The organism is Stenotrophomonas sp. YJH_SMC_106-19, from assembly GCF_059368375.1.
Genome location: NZ_JCAFRQ010000002.1, coordinates 504,841 through 521,538 on the forward strand (window position 1 = coordinate 504,841; position 16,698 = coordinate 521,538).

16 protein-coding genes are annotated in these 16,698 nt (G+C 65.5%); 8 read left to right on the top strand and 8 right to left on the bottom strand.

The window, feature by feature from the left end:
- Window position 1 precedes the first annotated feature (1 nt).
- The 5 genes from AC5P5M_RS09920 to ykgO all read right to left on the bottom strand — a co-directional run bounded on the left by AC5P5M_RS09920 (window position 2) and on the right by ykgO (window position 3,276).
- Window positions 2-532: a GNAT family N-acetyltransferase gene (locus tag AC5P5M_RS09920; RefSeq protein ID WP_065175046.1), complete on the bottom strand. Its 531-nt coding sequence runs from the start codon at window positions 530-532 to the stop codon at window positions 2-4.
- Window positions 533-545: 13 nt separating this feature from the next.
- Window positions 546-1,433 carry a carbon-nitrogen hydrolase gene (locus AC5P5M_RS09925; RefSeq protein WP_053517744.1) on the bottom strand — a complete coding sequence of 296 codons (888 nt, stop codon included), beginning with the start codon at window positions 1,431-1,433 and terminating at the stop codon, window positions 546-548.
- 164 nt (window positions 1,434-1,597) lie between these two features.
- Complete coding sequence (locus tag AC5P5M_RS09930; RefSeq protein ID WP_180877199.1) at window positions 1,598-2,635, bottom strand: agmatine deiminase family protein; 1,038 nt, start codon at window positions 2,633-2,635, stop codon at window positions 1,598-1,600.
- Between the two features lie 39 nt (window positions 2,636-2,674).
- Window positions 2,675-3,004 (bottom strand): hypothetical protein, encoded by a 330-nt coding sequence (locus AC5P5M_RS09935; RefSeq protein ID WP_053517741.1) that lies wholly within the window; start codon window positions 3,002-3,004, stop codon window positions 2,675-2,677.
- 146 nt (window positions 3,005-3,150) lie between these two features.
- On the bottom strand, window positions 3,151-3,276 hold the full coding sequence (gene ykgO, locus AC5P5M_RS09940) for a type B 50S ribosomal protein L36 (RefSeq protein ID WP_005409283.1): 126 nt from the start codon (window positions 3,274-3,276) through the stop codon (window positions 3,151-3,153).
- A 197-nt stretch (window positions 3,277-3,473) separates the two neighbouring features.
- Here ykgO and cmk point away from each other — a divergent pair, with 197 nt between their 5' ends.
- From cmk to galU, 8 genes are all read left to right on the top strand, one after another.
- Window positions 3,474-4,151, top strand: coding sequence for a (d)CMP kinase (gene cmk, locus AC5P5M_RS09945; protein ID WP_053517740.1), 678 nt, complete (start codon window positions 3,474-3,476; stop codon window positions 4,149-4,151).
- A gap of 199 nt (window positions 4,152-4,350) precedes the next feature.
- Window positions 4,351-6,030, top strand: coding sequence for a 30S ribosomal protein S1 (gene rpsA / locus AC5P5M_RS09950; RefSeq protein ID WP_053517739.1), 1,680 nt, complete (start codon window positions 4,351-4,353; stop codon window positions 6,028-6,030).
- 85 nt (window positions 6,031-6,115) lie between these two features.
- A complete protein-coding gene (locus AC5P5M_RS09955; RefSeq protein ID WP_053517737.1) occupies window positions 6,116-6,421 on the top strand; it encodes an integration host factor subunit beta in 306 nt (101 codons plus the stop codon).
- Window positions 6,422-6,498: 77 nt separating this feature from the next.
- Window positions 6,499-6,783 (top strand): lipopolysaccharide assembly protein LapA domain-containing protein, encoded by a 285-nt coding sequence (locus AC5P5M_RS09960; RefSeq protein WP_053517736.1) that lies wholly within the window; start codon window positions 6,499-6,501, stop codon window positions 6,781-6,783.
- Between the two features lie 6 nt (window positions 6,784-6,789).
- Complete coding sequence (lapB, locus tag AC5P5M_RS09965) at window positions 6,790-7,968, top strand: lipopolysaccharide assembly protein LapB (protein ID WP_053517734.1); 1,179 nt, start codon at window positions 6,790-6,792, stop codon at window positions 7,966-7,968.
- Window positions 7,969-7,971: 3 nt separating this feature from the next.
- Window positions 7,972-8,961, top strand: a complete 990-nt coding sequence (locus AC5P5M_RS09970) for an MraY family glycosyltransferase (RefSeq protein ID WP_065175048.1) — start codon at window positions 7,972-7,974, stop codon at window positions 8,959-8,961.
- A 3-nt stretch (window positions 8,962-8,964) separates the two neighbouring features.
- On the top strand, window positions 8,965-10,875 hold the full coding sequence (locus AC5P5M_RS09975) for a polysaccharide biosynthesis protein (protein WP_262101284.1): 1,911 nt from the start codon (window positions 8,965-8,967) through the stop codon (window positions 10,873-10,875).
- On the top strand, window positions 10,875-11,753 hold the full coding sequence (gene galU / locus AC5P5M_RS09980; protein WP_053517730.1) for a UTP--glucose-1-phosphate uridylyltransferase GalU: 879 nt from the start codon (window positions 10,875-10,877) through the stop codon (window positions 11,751-11,753). The genes AC5P5M_RS09975 and galU overlap by 1 nt, the downstream gene beginning before the upstream one ends.
- Window positions 11,754-12,296: 543 nt before the next feature.
- On the opposite strand, the gene AC5P5M_RS09985 is transcribed toward galU, so the two are convergent.
- The 3 genes from AC5P5M_RS09985 to AC5P5M_RS09995 all read right to left on the bottom strand — a co-directional run bounded on the left by AC5P5M_RS09985 (window position 12,297) and on the right by AC5P5M_RS09995 (window position 16,667).
- The gene (locus tag AC5P5M_RS09985) at window positions 12,297-13,505 is read right to left on the bottom strand and encodes an acetyl-CoA C-acyltransferase (protein ID WP_053520191.1); all 1,209 of its coding nucleotides are present in this window, start codon (window positions 13,503-13,505) and stop codon (window positions 12,297-12,299) included.
- Between the two features lie 92 nt (window positions 13,506-13,597).
- On the bottom strand, window positions 13,598-15,970 hold the full coding sequence (locus tag AC5P5M_RS09990; protein WP_065175049.1) for a 3-hydroxyacyl-CoA dehydrogenase/enoyl-CoA hydratase family protein: 2,373 nt from the start codon (window positions 15,968-15,970) through the stop codon (window positions 13,598-13,600).
- A gap of 40 nt (window positions 15,971-16,010) precedes the next feature.
- Complete coding sequence (locus AC5P5M_RS09995) at window positions 16,011-16,667, bottom strand: TetR/AcrR family transcriptional regulator (RefSeq protein WP_065175050.1); 657 nt, start codon at window positions 16,665-16,667, stop codon at window positions 16,011-16,013.
- Window positions 16,668-16,698: the final 31 nt, after the last annotated feature.

Genomic DNA, 16,698 nt, shown 5'->3' on the forward strand with positions numbered 1-16,698 from the left:
GTCATTCATTGGAAGGTGCGGTGTCGGCGCCGTCGCCGAGCGCGCGTTGCATCTGCACGGTGTCCAGCCAGCGGCCGTGCTTGCGGCCGAGGCCGCGGAACACGCCGACCAGCTCGAAGCCGAAACGCTCGTGCAGCCTGATCGAAGCGGTATTGGTCGGTTCGCCGATCACCGCCACCATCTGCCGGAAGCCACGTGCGACGCATGCGTCGATCAGCGCCTGCAACAGGCCGGTGCCGACGCCCTGGCCCTGGAACCGTGCATCGACATAGACCGAGTTCTCCACGGTCCACTGGTAGGCAATGCGCGTGCGGTAGGTGTTGGCGTAGGCGTAGCCGGCGACCTGGCCGTCGATCTCGGCGACCAGATAGGGAAAACCGCGGTCGATGATGTCGCGCATGCGGCGCAGCATCTCGGCCTGGTCCGGGATGTCGTACTCGTACGTGTTGACGAAGTCGGTCACTTCGACCGCGTAGATCGCGGTGATCGCGGCGATGTCGGCCGGGCCGGCATCACGGATGAGGACGGCCATGCGCGGCTCCGGTTCAGTCGATGTAGCGCTTGAGCAGATCGCCGTAGGCATCGATGCGGCGATCGCGCAGGAACGGCCAGATGCGGCGCACGTGCTCGCTGCGCTGCAGGTCGACGTCGCATACCAGCACAGCGGCATCGGTGCCGGCTTCGGCCAGGAACTCGCCCTGCGGGCCGAGCACGTGGCTGTTGCCCCAGAACTGGATGCCCGACGCGCCCAGCGGCGAGGCCTCATGGCCGACGCGGTTGCAGCTCAGCACCGGCAGGCCGTTGGCGACGGCATGGCCACGGTGGCTCAGTACCCAGGCATCGCGCTGGCGGGTCTTCTCGTCCTGCACGTCGTCCGGGTCCCAGCCGATCGCAGTCGGGTACAGCAGCAGCTCGGCGCCGGCCAGCGCCATCAGGCGCGCCGCCTCCGGATACCACTGGTCCCAGCACACCAGCACGCCCAGGCGGCCCACCGAGGTGTCGATCGGGGTGAAGCCGATGTCGCCCGGGGTGAAGTAGAACTTCTCGTAGAAGCCCGGATCGTCCGGGATGTGCATCTTGCGGTACTTGCCGAGCAGGGTGCCGTCCTTCTCGAACACCACCGCGGTGTTGTGGTACAGGCCGGCGGCGCGGCGCTCGAACAGCGAACCGACCAGCACCACGCCATGCTTCTTCGCCAGCGCACCCAGGCGCTCGGTGCTCGGGCCCGGGATCGGTTCGGCCAGATCGAACTCGTCAACCGACTCGTGCTGGCAGAAGTAGGGGCCGTTGTGCAGTTCCTGCAGCAGCACCAGCTTGGCGCCCTGCGCTGCCGCTTCGGCCACGCGAGCCTCGATCACCGCCAGATTGGCGGCGGCATCGCCGTGGTTGCGCTCCTGGATCAGGGCGACGGTAAGCGGGCTGCGCGAGTTCATGCGGGTGTTCCTGCGGGGGAAAACCCGCATGTTAGCGCGTATGCGATGCCGCAGCGTGTCGGCCGCTGAACAGGTGCACGCAGCCGGTATCGCCGGGCCATGCCCGGCGTACGAACCGAATGCCGCTGTGCTCGCCGGGCGTGGCCCGGCGCTACCGCATCGTGCTACGCCTTCAGCAGGCCTTCCGGCAGCTGCATGGTGATGCAGTGCAGGCTGCCGTTCTGCCAGATCAGCGAGCGGCAGGGCACCTGGACGATCTCGCGGCCCGGATGGGCCTTGGCCAGCACGTCGCGGGCCAGATCGTCGGCCGGATCACCGTACGCCGGCATCAGCACCGCGCCGTTGACGATCAGGTAGTTGGCGTACGAGGCCGCCAGGCGGCGGCCTTCGTCGATTACCGGCTGTGCCCACGGCAGCGGGAACAGGCGGTATGGCTGACCGTCACGGGTGCGCAGCGCAGCCAGTTCCCTGCCCATCGCCTGCAGCTCGGCGTAGTGCGAGTCGTTCTCGTCGTCGCAGGCCTGGTAGACGATGCTGTCCGCCGAGGCGAAGCGGGCGAGGGTATCGATGTGGGCATCGGTATCGTCGCCTTCCAGGTAGCCGTGGTCGAGCCACAGCACGCGCTCCTGCTGCAGCCAGTCGGCGAGGTCGGTGCTCAGGCTGGCGCGGTCACGATCCGGGTGGCGTTCGTGCAGGCACTTCCAGGTGGTCAGCAGGGTGCCTTCACCGTCGGTTTCGATGGCGCCGCCTTCCAGCGCGAACGGGATGCTGCGCACCGGCGCGTCGTTGAAAACGCCGGCCTGGTCGAGCGCGCCCACCAGCTGATCGTCGAGGGTGGCATCGAACTTGCCGCCCCAGCCGGTGAAGCGGAAGTCCAGCAGCTGGAAACCGCCGTCGGCACGGCGCAGGGTGATCGGGCCCGAGTCGCGCAGCCAGGTGTCGTCGTAGGCCGCCGTGGTGAAGTGCACCCTGTCCATGTCGATGCGGTTGGAGCGCAGCCGCATTTCGGCATAGGTCTCCACATCGTCATCGGCCACGCAGATCAGCACCGGCTGGAAGCGGGTGATCGCTGCAACCAGTGCGATATAGGTTTCCTCCACCTGTCCCAGGCGGTCGGCCCAGTCGGTATCGGCGGTGGGCCAGGCAATCAGGACGCCGCTCTGGGCTTCCCACTCGGCAGGAAAACGAAGGGTCTGGTTCATGGTCTCGCTACACAGGCCCGCCCGGGGCGGGTAAAGGGGTCAACGGATCGGCGGTTTCGGGCCGATTTCGTTCGGGTCCGCCTGGTTGGCCACCACGTCGATCACTTTCTGCTTCTCGAAGTAGACAGTGAACTGTGGGTACACCCAGCGGTTGATGGTCGGCCATTGCCGCTTCTGCCCGCCGCGCGGCTGCAGCTGCTCGCTGGGCGCACCGAACTGGCTCTGCACCTGCTGCATGGACTGGCCACGAAGGGGCAGGGCGCCGGCCGGCTTCTCGCGGGCGCGGTCGACAAGCAGAGTGTCGGCCAGGGCCGGCGTGGCGGCAGCCAGAGTGGCCAGCACGGCCAGGGTGGACAGGTAACGCTTCATCTCGATCTACTCCCCAGTGGTCAAGAAAGGCGATTACAGCAAAATCGGCAGGAAAAAGCCGCATAAACAAAAAACCGCCCGAAGGCGGCTTTTTGCATCGGGTCGGTCCCGCGCGGGACCAGCCGCAGCCACGAAGGCTGTTGGGCTCAGCGCTGACGCGCCTTGAAACGCGGGTTCGACTTGCAGATCACGAAGATCTTGCCACGGCGACGGACGACCTTGCAGTCACGGTGACGGGCCTTCGCCGACTTCAGGGAGGACAGGACTTTCATGGCATACCTCGGCGTAAACAGTAGTTGTTCGGGTGGAGCGTGGCCGCGATATGCGAAAGACAATCGGCAGTTGACGCTCGTTCAAGCCCGCCATTCTACCGGGCTTTTCCTCATGGCTTCAAGTGGTTGCACAAAAGATCCGTCGCGGGGTGTCTGGCAGGGGCTAGAATGCCCCCTTCACACGTACTGGGACCCCCATGAATCCACTCGCTCCCGTCCTGACCATCGACGGCCCATCAGGGGCCGGCAAGGGTACCATCAGCCGCATCGTGGCGCGCCGGATGGGCTGGCATTACCTGGATTCAGGCGCCCTGTACCGGGCGGTGGGCGTGGCCGCCAGCTGGGCCGACATCGATACCTCCGACGCCTCGGCACTGGTGCGGTGCACGTTCGATACCCATGTTCAGTTTGTTGAACAGGGTGATGCGATGCGGGTCCTGGTCAATGGCAGCGATGCCACCGACGAACTGCGGCTGGAGACCACCGGCGCGCTGGCGTCGGCCATCGCGGCCATTCCCGAAGTCCGGGCGGCCCTGAAGGAGCGGCAGCGCGCATTCAGGGAGCTGCCGGGCCTGGTCGCGGACGGTCGCGACATGGGTACGGTGATCTTCCCGGATGCCCCCTACAAGGTGTTCCTGACCGCCAGTGCCGAAGAGCGCGCCGAGCGCCGGCATAAGCAGTTGAAAGACAAGGGGGTTTCTGTTAACTTTGATGACCTCCTGCGCGAGATCATGGCCCGCGACGCCCGTGATGCTCAGCGTACCGTGGCGCCCCTGAAGCCGGCAGACGATGCCGTCCTCATCGACACCACAGGCATCGGCATCGCAGATGTCGTTGCCCGAGTGATGGATCTGCTTCCGGTTCCGGCTGCCTGATCCGTTCGCGCGGGAGCACTGCCAGCCGCATCGGTGGTGGTCGCGCAATAGCAGTGCTGTACAAGCTCCGTCGCGCAATGATGCGTGGCGGTTTTCCTACTTCACACACGACCTGCTTTTCCGGGGTCGACCAACAGGCGGGCGGTCGCCCATCCCCGAAGGGACGCCACCGACCCATGTGTCCAACAGAGTAAATCTAATGACCGAATCATTTGCCGAACTGTTTGAAGCCAGCCAGGCCAATCTGGCCAAGCTGAAGCCGGGCGCCATCGTCAGCGGTACCGTTGTTGAAGTCCGCGGCGACGTCGTGGTGATCAACGCTGGCCTGAAGTCCGAAGGCATCGTGCCGATCGAACAGTTCCGTAACGACGCTGGCGAGATCGATGTCGCCGAAGGCGATATCGTCAAGGTCGCCCTCGACTCCATCGAGAACGGCTTCGGCGAAACCGTCCTGTCGCGCGAGAAGGCCAAGCGCGCGATGGTGTGGGACGAGCTGGAAGAAGCGTTGGAAAAGAACGAAACCATCACCGGCCGCATCAGTGGCAAGGTCAAGGGTGGTTTCACCGTGGACATCAAGGATGTCCGCGCCTTCCTGCCGGGTTCCCTGGTCGATGTGCGCCCGGTGCGCGATCCGGCCTACCTGGAAGGCAAGGAGCTGGAATTCAAGCTCATCAAGCTGGACCGCAAGCGTAACAACGTCGTGGTCTCGCGCCGCGCTGTCGTCGAAAGCGAGCACTCGGAAGAGCGCGAGCAGCTGATGGACAAGCTGCAGGAAGGCGCGATCCTGAAGGGTGTCGTCAAGAACCTGACCGACTACGGCGCGTTCGTGGACCTGGGCGGTATCGACGGCCTGCTGCACATCACCGACATGGCATGGAAGCGCGTGCGCCATCCGTCCGAAGTCGTGAACGTCGGCGACGAGCTGGACGTGCGCGTGCTGAAGTTCGACCGCGAGCGCAACCGCGTTTCGCTGGGCCTGAAGCAGCTGGGCGAAGATCCGTGGGACAACATCGCCCGTCGTTACCCGGCCAACAGCCGCGTCTTCGGCAAGGTCTCCAACGTCACCGATTACGGCGCGTTCGTCGAGATCGAGCCGGGCGTCGAAGGCCTGGTGCACGTCTCCGAGATGGATTGGACCAACAAGAACGTCAACCCGTCCAAGGTCGTGCAGGTCGGTGACGAAGTCGAAGTGATGGTGCTGGACGTCGACGAAGAGCGTCGCCGCATCTCGCTGGGCATGAAGCAGGTTGCCGCCAATCCGTGGGAAACCTTCGCTGCCACCCACAAGAAGGGTGACAAGGTGTCCGGCCAGATCAAGTCGATCACCGACTTCGGCATCTTCATCGGCCTGGACGGCGGCATCGATGGCCTGGTCCACCTGTCCGACATCAGCTGGAACACCACCGGCGAAGACGTCGTTCGCAACTTCAAGAAGGGCGATACCCTGGACGCCGTCGTCCTGGCCGTCGACCCGGAGCGCGAGCGCATCTCCCTGGGCGTGAAGCAGCTGGAGCAGGATCCGTTCGGCCAGTACATGGCGGCCAATCCGAAGGGCTCCAAGGTCGAAGGCGTGGTGAAGGAAGTCGACGCCAAGGGCGCCGTGATCGAACTGGCCGACGGCATCGAAGGCTACGTTTCGGCTCGCGACATCGCCAACGAGCGCGTTGACGACGCCACCCAGCACCTGAAGGTCGGCGACAAGGTCGAAGCCAAGTTCGTGGGCATGGACCGCAAGGGCCGTACCCTGCAGCTGTCGATCAAGGCCAAGGACGACGCGGAAATGCGCGAAGTGCTGGAGGAATACCAGTCCGCTTCGGGTGGCACCACCCAGCTCGGCGCGCTGCTGCGTGCCCAGCTGAACGGTAGCAAGTCCGAGTAATCGGGCCCGTTGTTCGTTGTTTCCTGGACGGCCCGGGCACTGCCCGGGCCGTTTCAGGCTGAAATGCCCCTGATGTGAGCCGGTGATGACCAAATCCGAACTGATCGAAATCCTTGCGCGCCGTCAGGCGCACCTGAAGGCCGATGATGTCGATCTGGCGGTGAAGTCGTTGCTGGAAATGATGGGCGGTTCCCTCTCTGTCGGGGATCGCATCGAAATCCGCGGTTTTGGCAGCTTCTCGCTGCACTACCGCCCGCCGCGCCTGGGTCGCAACCCCAAGACCGGCGAATCGGTTGCCCTGCCGGGCAAGCACGTTCCCCATTTCAAGCCGGGCAAGGAACTGCGCGAGCGGGTCAGCAGCGTGCTGCCGCTGGACGCCGATCCCGCCTGAGCGTCCCGTCGCGCCACCGCGTGCGAATCCAGCCGCGAGTCGGATAAGCTACGGTCTCCCGCCCCTGGAGCTGTCGCATGAAGGTCTTTCGTCTGCTGGTCCTGCTGGCGGTGCTGATCCTTGGATTGATCATCGGTGCGGTCAACATGACCGCGATGTCGATCAACCTGCTGTTCACCGAGCTGCATACCTCCGTCGGCGTGGCATTGATCGCCGCCCTGCTGGTGGGCGTGGTGGTCGGCGCCGGCCTGGTGCTGGTGAGCGTGGTCGTTCCGCTCTACAGCCAGCTGCGCCGCGCCAACAAGTCCGCTGCCGCGACGCCGGCACCGGCCGCTTCCCCCCAATCTTTTGACGGACGTTGATCGAAGATGGATTTCGTCACCGAGTGGTTCTGGTTTTTCCTGTTCGTGCCGCTGGCCGCCCTGGCCGGCTGGGTGATCGGACGGCGTGGCGGTCAGCGCCACGGTGACAACCAGGTCAGCCGACTGTCCAGCACCTACTTCCGTGGCCTGAACTACCTGCTCAACGAGCAGCCGGACAAGGCCATCGAGCTGTTCCTGCACATTGCCGAGCTCGACAAGGAAACCTTCGAGACCCAGGTCGCGCTGGGCCATCTGTTCCGTCGCCGCGGCGAAGTGGACCGCGCCATCCGCCTGCACCAGGGCTTGGTCAACCGCAACGATCTGAGCGATGCGCAGCGCGTGCAGGCGCTGCTGGCGCTGGGCGAGGACTACATGAAGTCCGGCCTGCTGGACCGCGCCGAGACCGTGTTCACCGAACTGGCCCAGCTGGACCAGCGTGCGCCGCAGGCGCTCAAGCACCTGATCGGGATCTACCAGGCCGAGCGCGACTGGGAGAAGGCGATCGACAACGCCACCCGCTTCGAGGATGTCACCGGCGAGCCGATGGGCAAGCTGATCGGGCAGTTCGAGTGCGAGCTGGCCGAACGCTTCCGTGGCGCCGGCAAGCTGGAAGAGGCGAGGGCGGCCATTGCCCGTGCCTACCAGGCCGATGCGATGTCGGTGCGCGCCGGCATCATCGAAGGACGCCTGGAGAGCGATGCCGGCAATCCCGAAGCGGCGGTGCGAGCCTTCGAGCGTGCTGCGCGCAATGACCCGGAGTATCTGCCGGAACTGCTGCCGGCGCTGATGCAGAACTACCGCAAGGTCGGCGACCTGGGCGGCGCCCGCGCCTTCCTTTCGGAAATGACCGAGCACTACCGCGGTATCGCGCCGGTGCTGGCGCTGACCCGGCTGATGGAGGAACAGGAAGGTGTCGCCCCTGCGCGCGCCTATCTGGGCCGCCAGCTCAAGGACCGCCCCTCGGTGCGCGGCGAATCGGCGTTGATCGACCTGACCCTCGCCGAAGGTGCCGATTCCACGGCCACCCTGCACGATCTCAAGCACATCACCGACCAGCTGCTGGTGCGCAATCCGGCCTACCGCTGCACACGCTGCGGCTTCGGTGCGCGCACCCACCACTGGCAGTGCCCGAGCTGCAAGGAATGGGGTACGGTCAAGCCGCTGCTGAACTACGCGGTGCTCTGAATCATGCCCTGGCTCGTGATGGGCGCGCTGCTGGCGTTGGCCCTGCTGAGCGCCGCCCTGACCTGGGCGGCGCGCGGCTACGCGCTGCGCCGGCAGCTGATGGACCACCCCGGGGAACGCCGCAGCCATAGCGTCGCCACGCCACGTGGCGGCGGCATCGCCATTGTCATCAGTCTGCTGGCCACCGCAGCCGTGGCCATGTGGGCGTGGCCGCAGGCCATGCCGAGCCTGCTGGTCGCCGCTGCCGGCCTGCTGCTGGTCGCCGGCATCGGCTGGTGGGACGACCATCGCCCGCTGCCGGCCATGCGCAGGCTGCTTGTTCATTTCATTGCTGCCGGCCTGTTGGCCGGGCTGGTGAAGATCCACGGCGGCAGCTGGCTGCTTGCCCTGCTGGTGCTGTTCTTCACCGCCTCGTTGATCAACATCTGGAACTTCATGGATGGCATCAACGGCATTGCCAGCAGCCAGGCCATCGTGGTCGCGCTGGGGTTCGCTCCGGTGCTGCCCTGGCCGTGGTCATTGCTGGCCATCGCCCTCGGGCTGGCCTGCGTGGGTTTCCTGCCCTTCAACTTTCCGCGCGCACGCATCTTCCTCGGGGATGTCGGCAGCGGAGCGCTGGGCTACGCGGTGGCGGCCGTTGTGGCCGTGGCCAGCCTGCGCACGGACATCAACTGGATCCTGCTGCTGGTGCCGCTGTCGCCGTTCCTCGTGGACGCGGGCTTCACACTGCTGGCGCGCATCATTTCCGGGCAACGCTGGATGGAACCCCACACCCAGCACGTCTACCAGCGCGCTGTGCAGGCAGGAGCCAGCCACGCCCAGGTGACAGGGATGTACTTTGTTTTGGGCCTATTCAGTATTACAGTGTTCAATGTCAGTTCGAATCTGCAGCCGAGGTGGGAGGCTGTCGTGGCAATTGCTTGGTTCATCACGCTGAGCATGCTGTGGCTCCTCCTGCGCAATGGAATGCGCCTCCGACAAGGAACTCCTTGAAATATGTCTTCACCCTGGCGGGATAGAATCCTCGGCCTGTTGCCGCGTACGGCCATTGTCTGCCACGACCTGTTCATGGTCTGGGCATGCTGGCAGCTGCTCCACGCCGGTCGTTACTCGATCCTGCCGGACGCGCCTGCGCTGCCGTTGTGGAATGTCGATACCACCCTGGTCCTGCTGCTGCAGGGACTGGTGTTCTGGCGCGTCGGCCTGTATCGCGGCCTGTGGCGGTTTGCCAGCGTCAGCGACCTGCTGAACATCTTCAAAGCCAGCTTCATCGGCATGGTCGCCATCGTCCTGGTGCTGATGTGGAAGCGCTTCAACGGCGTGCCGATGTCGGTGCTGGTGATCTATCCCTTCGCGCTGTCGGCCCTGCTGGGTGCCCCGCGCCTGCTGTATCGCGCATGGAAGGACTACCAAGCGCTGCAGTCCGATTCGAGCGCGCGCCGGGTGCTGATCCTGGGCGCCGGCCAGGCCGCTGAAACGCTGGTCCGCGATCTGCGTCGTTCCGGCAATTTCGAGCCGGTCGGCCTGCTCGATGACGCCCCGCACCTGCGCGGCGCGAAACTGCAGGGCCTGCCGATCCTGGGCACGCTGGACGATGCGCCGGCCGTGGCCCGCGAAACCGCAGCCAAGCTGCTGGTCATCGCCATTCCGTCGCTGGATGCCGCCGGCATGCAGCGCGTGGTCGCCATCTGCGAGAGCACCGGGGTTCCGTTCCGCACCGTGCCCAAGCTCAGTGACATCCTGCAGGGGCAGTCGCTGCCGGGTCAGCTGAAGGAAGTGGCGATCGAGGATCTGCTGGGCCGCAAGCCGATCATGCCGGACTGGAACCTGATCCGTGGCTGGCTGGGCGGGCGCACTGTGATGGTGACCGGCGCCGGTGGTTCGATCGGTTCAGAACTCTGCCGCCAGTGCGCGCGCCACGGTGCAGGCCGCATCGTCCTGCTGGAGATCAGCGAACTGCTGCTGTTGACCATCGAAGGCGAACTGCGCCGCAGTTTTCCCGACATCGAGATCGAAGCCGTGCTGGGTGACTGCGGTGACCCCGCAGTGATCCGCCATGCGCTGTCGCTGCACCCGGTGGATACGGCCTTCCATGCTGCCGCCTACAAGCATGTGCCGGTACTGGAACGGCAGCTACGCGAGGCGGTGCGCAACAACATCCTGGCCACGGAGAACGTCGCCCGTGCCTGCCTGGAGGCACACGTCGAGCACTTCGTGTTCATCTCCACCGACAAGGCGGTCGATCCGGTCAATGCGCTGGGTGCCAGCAAGCGCTACGCCGAGATGATCTGCCAGAGCCTGGACCAGAAGTCCACGCATACCCGCTTCGTCACCGTGCGCTTCGGCAACGTGCTGGCGTCGGCGGGCAGCGTCGTGCCGTTGTTCCGCGAGCAGATCCTCAAGGGCGGGCCGGTCACGGTCACCGACCCGGAGGTCAGCCGCTATTTCATGACGATCCCCGAGGCCTGCCAGCTCATCCTGCAGGCGGCCGCCTCGGCGTCGCATGGCGCCATCTACACGCTCGACATGGGTGAGCCGGTGCCGATCCGGGTGCTTGCCGAGCAGATGATCCGGCTGGCCGGCAAGCAGCCGTACAAGGATATTCCGATCATCTACACCGGGCTGCGCCCGGGTGAGAAGCTGCACGAGACGCTGTTCTATTCCGACGAGGACTATCGTTCGACCGCGCACCCCAAGATCCTCGAAGCCGGCGTGCGCACGTTCTCGCGTGACATGGTGCTCGGCAACGTTCCGAAGCTGCGCGAAGCGATCAGCAGCTACGACATCGACACCATCCAGGAGATCCTGTTCGCGACGATGCCGGAGTTTTCTCCAATCGAACAGGATGCTTACATCTCATCCGCTAAAGTCGTGCCGTTTCCGACACGCGAGGCCAACAGGCACTAATGAGCAAGCGAATTCGTAAAGCAGTTTTTCCCGTGGCAGGGCTCGGGACGCGCTTCCTGCCGGCGACCAAGACGGTGCCGAAAGAAATGCTGCCGATCATCGATCGTCCGCTTATCCAGTACGCTGTTGATGAGGCCATAGAAGCCGGCTGTGACACGCTGGTGTTCATCACCAACCGCTACAAGCACGCCGTCGCCGACTATTTCGACAAGGCGTATGAGCTGGAACAGAAGCTCGAGCGCGCCGGCAAGCAGGAGCAGCTGGAGATGATCCGCCACGTGCTGCCCAACGGCGTGCGTGCGGTCTTCGTGACGCAGGCCGAAGCGTTGGGTCTGGGCCACGCGGTGCTGTGTGCCAAGGCCGTGATCGGTGACGAGCCGTTCGCCGTGCTGCTGCCGGACGATCTGATCTGGAACCGCGGCGACGGTGCGTTGAAGCAGATGGCCGACCTCAATGAGGCCAGCGGTGCCAGCGTGATCGCCGTCGAGGACGTGCCGCACGACAAGACCGCCAGTTACGGCATCGTGGCCACCGAGGCCTTCGATGGCCGCAAGGGCCGTATCTCGCAGATCGTGGAGAAGCCGAAGCCGGAGGATGCCCCCAGCGATCTGGCGGTGGTCGGCCGCTATGTGCTGAGCCCGAAGATCTTCGATCTGCTGGAGCAGACCGGCAGTGGTGCCGGTGGCGAGATCCAGCTGACCGATGCGATCGCGCAGCTGCTGAAGACCGAGCAGGTCGATGCCTACCGTTTCGAGGGCACCCGTTTCGACTGCGGCACGCACCTGGGGCTGGTCGAGGCGACGATCCGCTTCGCGCTGGACAACCCGAAGCTGGCGGGCCCGGCGCGCGAGAAGCTGGCGGCGATGCTGGCGGAATAAGGTTTATCAAGCGCTCCGTTCGCGGCGCCTTGATTGATACGTGGTGGGCGGTACGGGTGGGCCTTTGCAGGACACGCCGTAAACCCATCCATGGGGGCTCGATGGCGCCTTGCTCGTGTGCGCTGTCCTGCGCACACGGCAAGACCGGGGTTGGGCGTCCTGCCCAACCCGCCCGAGGCATGCCTCGGGCCCATGGCGCCAACGGTTTTGGAGAGTGCCATCCGCCCCCTCTCGACAGTTTCCTGCGGGCGCGGACGGGAAGGGCGGAATCAAAGACAAGAGCAAAAGCAAAAAGGCAGCCATCGGCTGCCTTTTTGCTTGTTGGGGTCAGATCCCTTTGCGCAGCAAAGGGATCTGACCCCAGCTCTTGCTCATCCCTCCGCCGCGCGGAATGTTGGGTGGCACGGGTGGGTGAGGCTGGCCGGGACTGTCAGCGGCATGGATGCCGCTGCCAAGCCCCCAAGGACGGGTTTACGGCGTGTCCCGGGCAGTCTCACCCACCCGGGCCCCACCATCAGCAATCAGCCGGCAACGCTTTGAACCTTACAGCGCCTCGAAAATACCCGCCGCGCCCATGCCGGTGCCGATGCACATCGTCACCATGCCGTACTTCTGCTGGCGACGACGCAGGCCGTGCAGCAGGGTCGCGGTACGGATCGCACCGGTGGCACCCAGCGGGTGGCCCAGGGCGATCGCACCACCCAGCGGGTTCACCTTGTCCGGGTCCAGGCCGCAGTCACGGATCACCGCCAGCGACTGCGCGGCGAAGGCTTCATTGAGCTCGATCCAGTCCAGCTGATCCTGGTTCAGGCCAGCCTGCTTGAGTGCCTTCGGGATCGCGGCGATCGGGCCGATGCCCATCACTTCCGGGCGCACGCCGGCCACCGAGAAGCTGACGAAGCGCGCCAGCGGGGTCAGGCCGTAGTCCTTGATTGCCTGTTCCGACGCCAGCAGCACGGCACCGGCGCCGTCGCTCATCTGCGACGAGTTGCCGGCAGTGACGGTGCCACCGAACTGGCCATTGCGGAACACCGGGCGCAGCTTGGCCAGGCCTTCGGCCGAGGAATCCGGGCGCGGGCCTTCGTCGGTATCGGCAACCTTGTTGCGGGTGATGATGCGCTGGCCATCGGCCAGGTCCGGCAGGTGCGAGACGATCTCGTACGGGCTGATCTCGTCCTTGAACTCGCCCTTCTGGATCGCAGCCATCGCCTTCTGGTGCGAGGCCAGGGCGAAGGCATCCTGCTCTTCGCGCGAGACCTTCCACTCTTCGGCCACCTTCTCGGCGGTGATGCCCATGCCGTAGGCGATGGCGACATGGTCGTTGTCGAACACGCTCGGTGCCATCGCGATCTTGTTGCCCATCATCGGCACCATCGACATCGACTCGGTGCCGCCGGCCAGCATCAGGTCGGCGTTGCCCAGGCGGATCGCATCGGCGGCCTGCGCAACGGCCTGCAGGCCGGAGGAGCAGAAGCGATTGACGGTCTGCGCCGCGATGGTGTTCGGCAGGCCGGCCAGCAGCACGCCGATGCGCGCCACGTTCATGCCCTGCTCGGCTTCCGGCATCGCGCAGCCGATGATCGCATCATCGATGCGGTTGACGTCCACGCCCGGCGCCTGCGCGACAACGCTGCGCAGCACGTGGGCAAGCATGTCGTCGGGGCGGGTATTGCGGAACATGCCCTTGGGCGCCTTGCCCACCGGGGTACGGGTGGCGGCGACGATGTAGGCGTCCTGGATTTGCTTGGTCATTGCAGTGATCTCTCGAATAGGTTTTGTAGAGTCGAGCCATGCTCGACTGCCACAGCAGGTGATGCCGGCCCGGGGCCGGCATCCGCCATCAATCAGTTGCGCAGCGGCTTGCCGGTCTTGAGCATGTGCGCGATGCGGGCCTGGGTCTTTTCCTGCTGGGCCAGTTCGACGAAGTGCTTGCGCTCCAGGGTCAGCAGCCACTCTTCGTCGACCAGGGTGCCGCGATCGACCTTGCCGCCGCACAGCACGGTGGCGATGCGCTCTGCAATCTCGTAGTCGTACGGGCTGATGAAGCGACCTTCCAGCATGTTGACCAGCATCATCTTGAAGGTGGCGATGCCGACGTCGCCGGCCACCTGGATGCGGCGTGCCGGCAGCGGCGGACGGTAGCCGGCTTCGGCCAACGCGCGGGCTTCGGCCTTGGCGATGTACAGCGCCTCATAGCTGTTGAACACCACCTTGTCGGTGCTGCGCAGCAGACCCAGCTCCTTGGCATTGACCGCCGAGTTGGACACCTTGGCCATGGCCACGGTCTCGAAGGTCTTCTTCAGTTCGGCAAACACGTCGCCGCCCGGGCCGGCCGCCTGCGAGGCGCGCACGGCCAGTTCCTTCAGGCCGCCACCGGCCGGCAGCAGGCCGACGCCGGCTTCCACCAGGCCGATATAGCTTTCCAGGAAGGCCACGGTCTTGGCGCTGTGCATCTGGAACTCGCAGCCACCGCCCAGGGCCAGGCCGCGCACGGCAGCCACCACCGGCACCAGCGAGTACTTGATGCGCTGGCTGGTGCGCTGGAAGTTGGCGACCATCTGCTCGAACTGGTCGACCTTGCCGGCCTGCAGCAGGCCCAGGGCGCCGGCCAGATCGGCACCGGCGGAGAACGGTTCCTTCTGCTGCCAGATCACCAGGCCCTGGAAGTCCTTCTCGGCGCGCGAGACGCATTCCTGCAGGCCATCGAGCACCTGGTCGGAGACGGTGTTCATCTTGGTCTTGAAGCTGACCACGGCGATACCGTCGCCGTCGTGCCACATGCGCAGGCCATCGTTCTCGAACACGGTCTCGCCCGGCGCGAACGTTTCGCCCAGCAGCGGATCCGGGAAGCGCTGGCGCTGGTACACCGGCAGCGACGAGCGCGGCAGCTTGGCGTTGCGCGACGGGCTGTAGCTGCCCTCGGCGGCGTGCACGCCGTCGCGGCCATCGAAGACCCAGTCCGGCAGCGGGGCGTTGCTCATGCTCTTGCCGGCGACGATGTCATCGGCGATCCACTGCGCGACCTGCTTCCAGCCCGCGGCCTGCCAGGTCTCGAACGGGCCCAGCGACCAGCCGTAGCCCCAGCGGATCGCGAGATCGACGTCGCGCGCGGTCTCGGCGATGTCGGCCAGGTGGTAGGCGCTGTAGTGGAACAGATCGCGGAAGGTCGCCCACAGGAACTGTGCCTGCGGATGCTGGCTCTCGCGCAGCTTGGCGAACTTCTCGGCCGGGTTTTTGATCTTCAGGATCTCGACCACCTCCGGTGCGGCGCTGCGGTCGGCCGGACGGTAGTCCTGCTTTTCCAGATCGAGCACGACGATGTCCTTGCCGACCTTGCGGAAGATGCCGGCACCGGTCTTCTGGCCCAGCGCGCCCTTGGAGATCAGCGCATCCAGCCACTTGGGCGACTTGAAGAATTCATGCCACGGGTCGTTCGGCAGGGTGTCGCCCATGGTCTTGATCACGTGCGCCATGGTGTCCAGGCCGACTACGTCGGAGGTGCGGTAGGTCGCCGACTTCGGGCGCCCGACCAGCGGCCCGGTCAGGCCATCGACTTCATCGAAGCCCAGGCCGAACTGCTGGGTGTGGTGGATGGTCGACAGGATCGAGAACACGCCGATGCGGTTGCCGATGAAGTTCGGGGTGTCCTTGGCGTAGACCACGCCCTTGCCCAGGGTGGTGACCAGGAACTCTTCCAGGCCTTCCAGCACGGCGGCATCGGTGGTCGAGGCCGGGATCAGCTCGGCCAGGTGCATGTAGCGCGGCGGATTGAAGAAGTGCACGCCGCAGAAGCGGTGGCGCAGCTGTTCCGGCAGCACGTCGGCCAGCTTGTTGATGCCCAGGCCGGACGTGTTGGACGCCAGCACGGCGTGATCGGCCACGAACGGTGCGATCTTCTTGTAAAGGTCCTGCTTCCAGTCCATGCGCTCGGCAATGGCCTCGATGATCAGGTCGCAGTCCTTCAGCTGCTCCAGCCCCGACTCGTAGTTGGCCGGGGTGATCGCTTCGGCCAGCGACTTGCTGGCCAGCGGCGCCGGGCTGAGCTTGCCCAGGTTGGCGATTGCCTTCAGCACGATGCCATCGGCCGGACCTTCCTTGGCGGGCAGGTCGAACAGCACGGTGTCGACGCCGGCGTTGGTGAGGTGGGCGGCGATCTGGGCACCCATGACGCCGGCACCCAGCACGGCGGCGCGGCGGACTAGCAGGGAATTGGACATGGTGTAAGGGCCTTTGTTGGTCAGCAGTTACTGGGTGGAATCAGGCGGAGGCGGGCAGGGCGCTGCCGCTGCGTGCGGCGGCGCGGAACCCGGCTTCGGCGAAATGGATGAGCTCGTGGGCCGCCTGGGCACGATGCGCCGCTTCGGTGACACCGGCGGGACGCTTGATCAGCCCGAAATCGGCCATGGCGTAGGTGAGCGAGCCGGCCAGGAAATCCAGCCGCCAGTACAGCTCTTCCTTGCTCAGGTCGGGCACGCACTCGGCGATGGCCTTGCCGAACGCGCGCAGCACGTGGCCGTAGTGGTCGGACAGGAACTTGCGCAGGTTGTCGTTTTTCTCGGCGTAGGCGCGGGCGATCACGCGGACGAAGGCGCCGCCGCTCTGGCGGTCCTGGGCCAGCGCCAGCGCCGGCTCCACGAAGGCGGCCAGCACCGGGCGCAGTTCACCGGGGTGTTCGCTGCGGGCGCGTTCGAGTTGGGCCATGCGGGCGCCGGTCATCTCGTCCATGCGACGGCGGAACACCTCGTTGACCAGGTTTTCCTTGGAACCGAAGTGGTAGTTGACGGCGGCGATGTTGACGTCGGCCTGGCTGGTGACCTGGCGCAGCGACGTGCCGGCAAAGCCGTGCAGGGCGAACAGCTCCTCCGCGGCACCGAGGATCCGGTCCTTGGTCGAGAAGTGGGCGGGCTTGGCCATCGGGCAGGCGGACCTTAATCAAACGATTGTT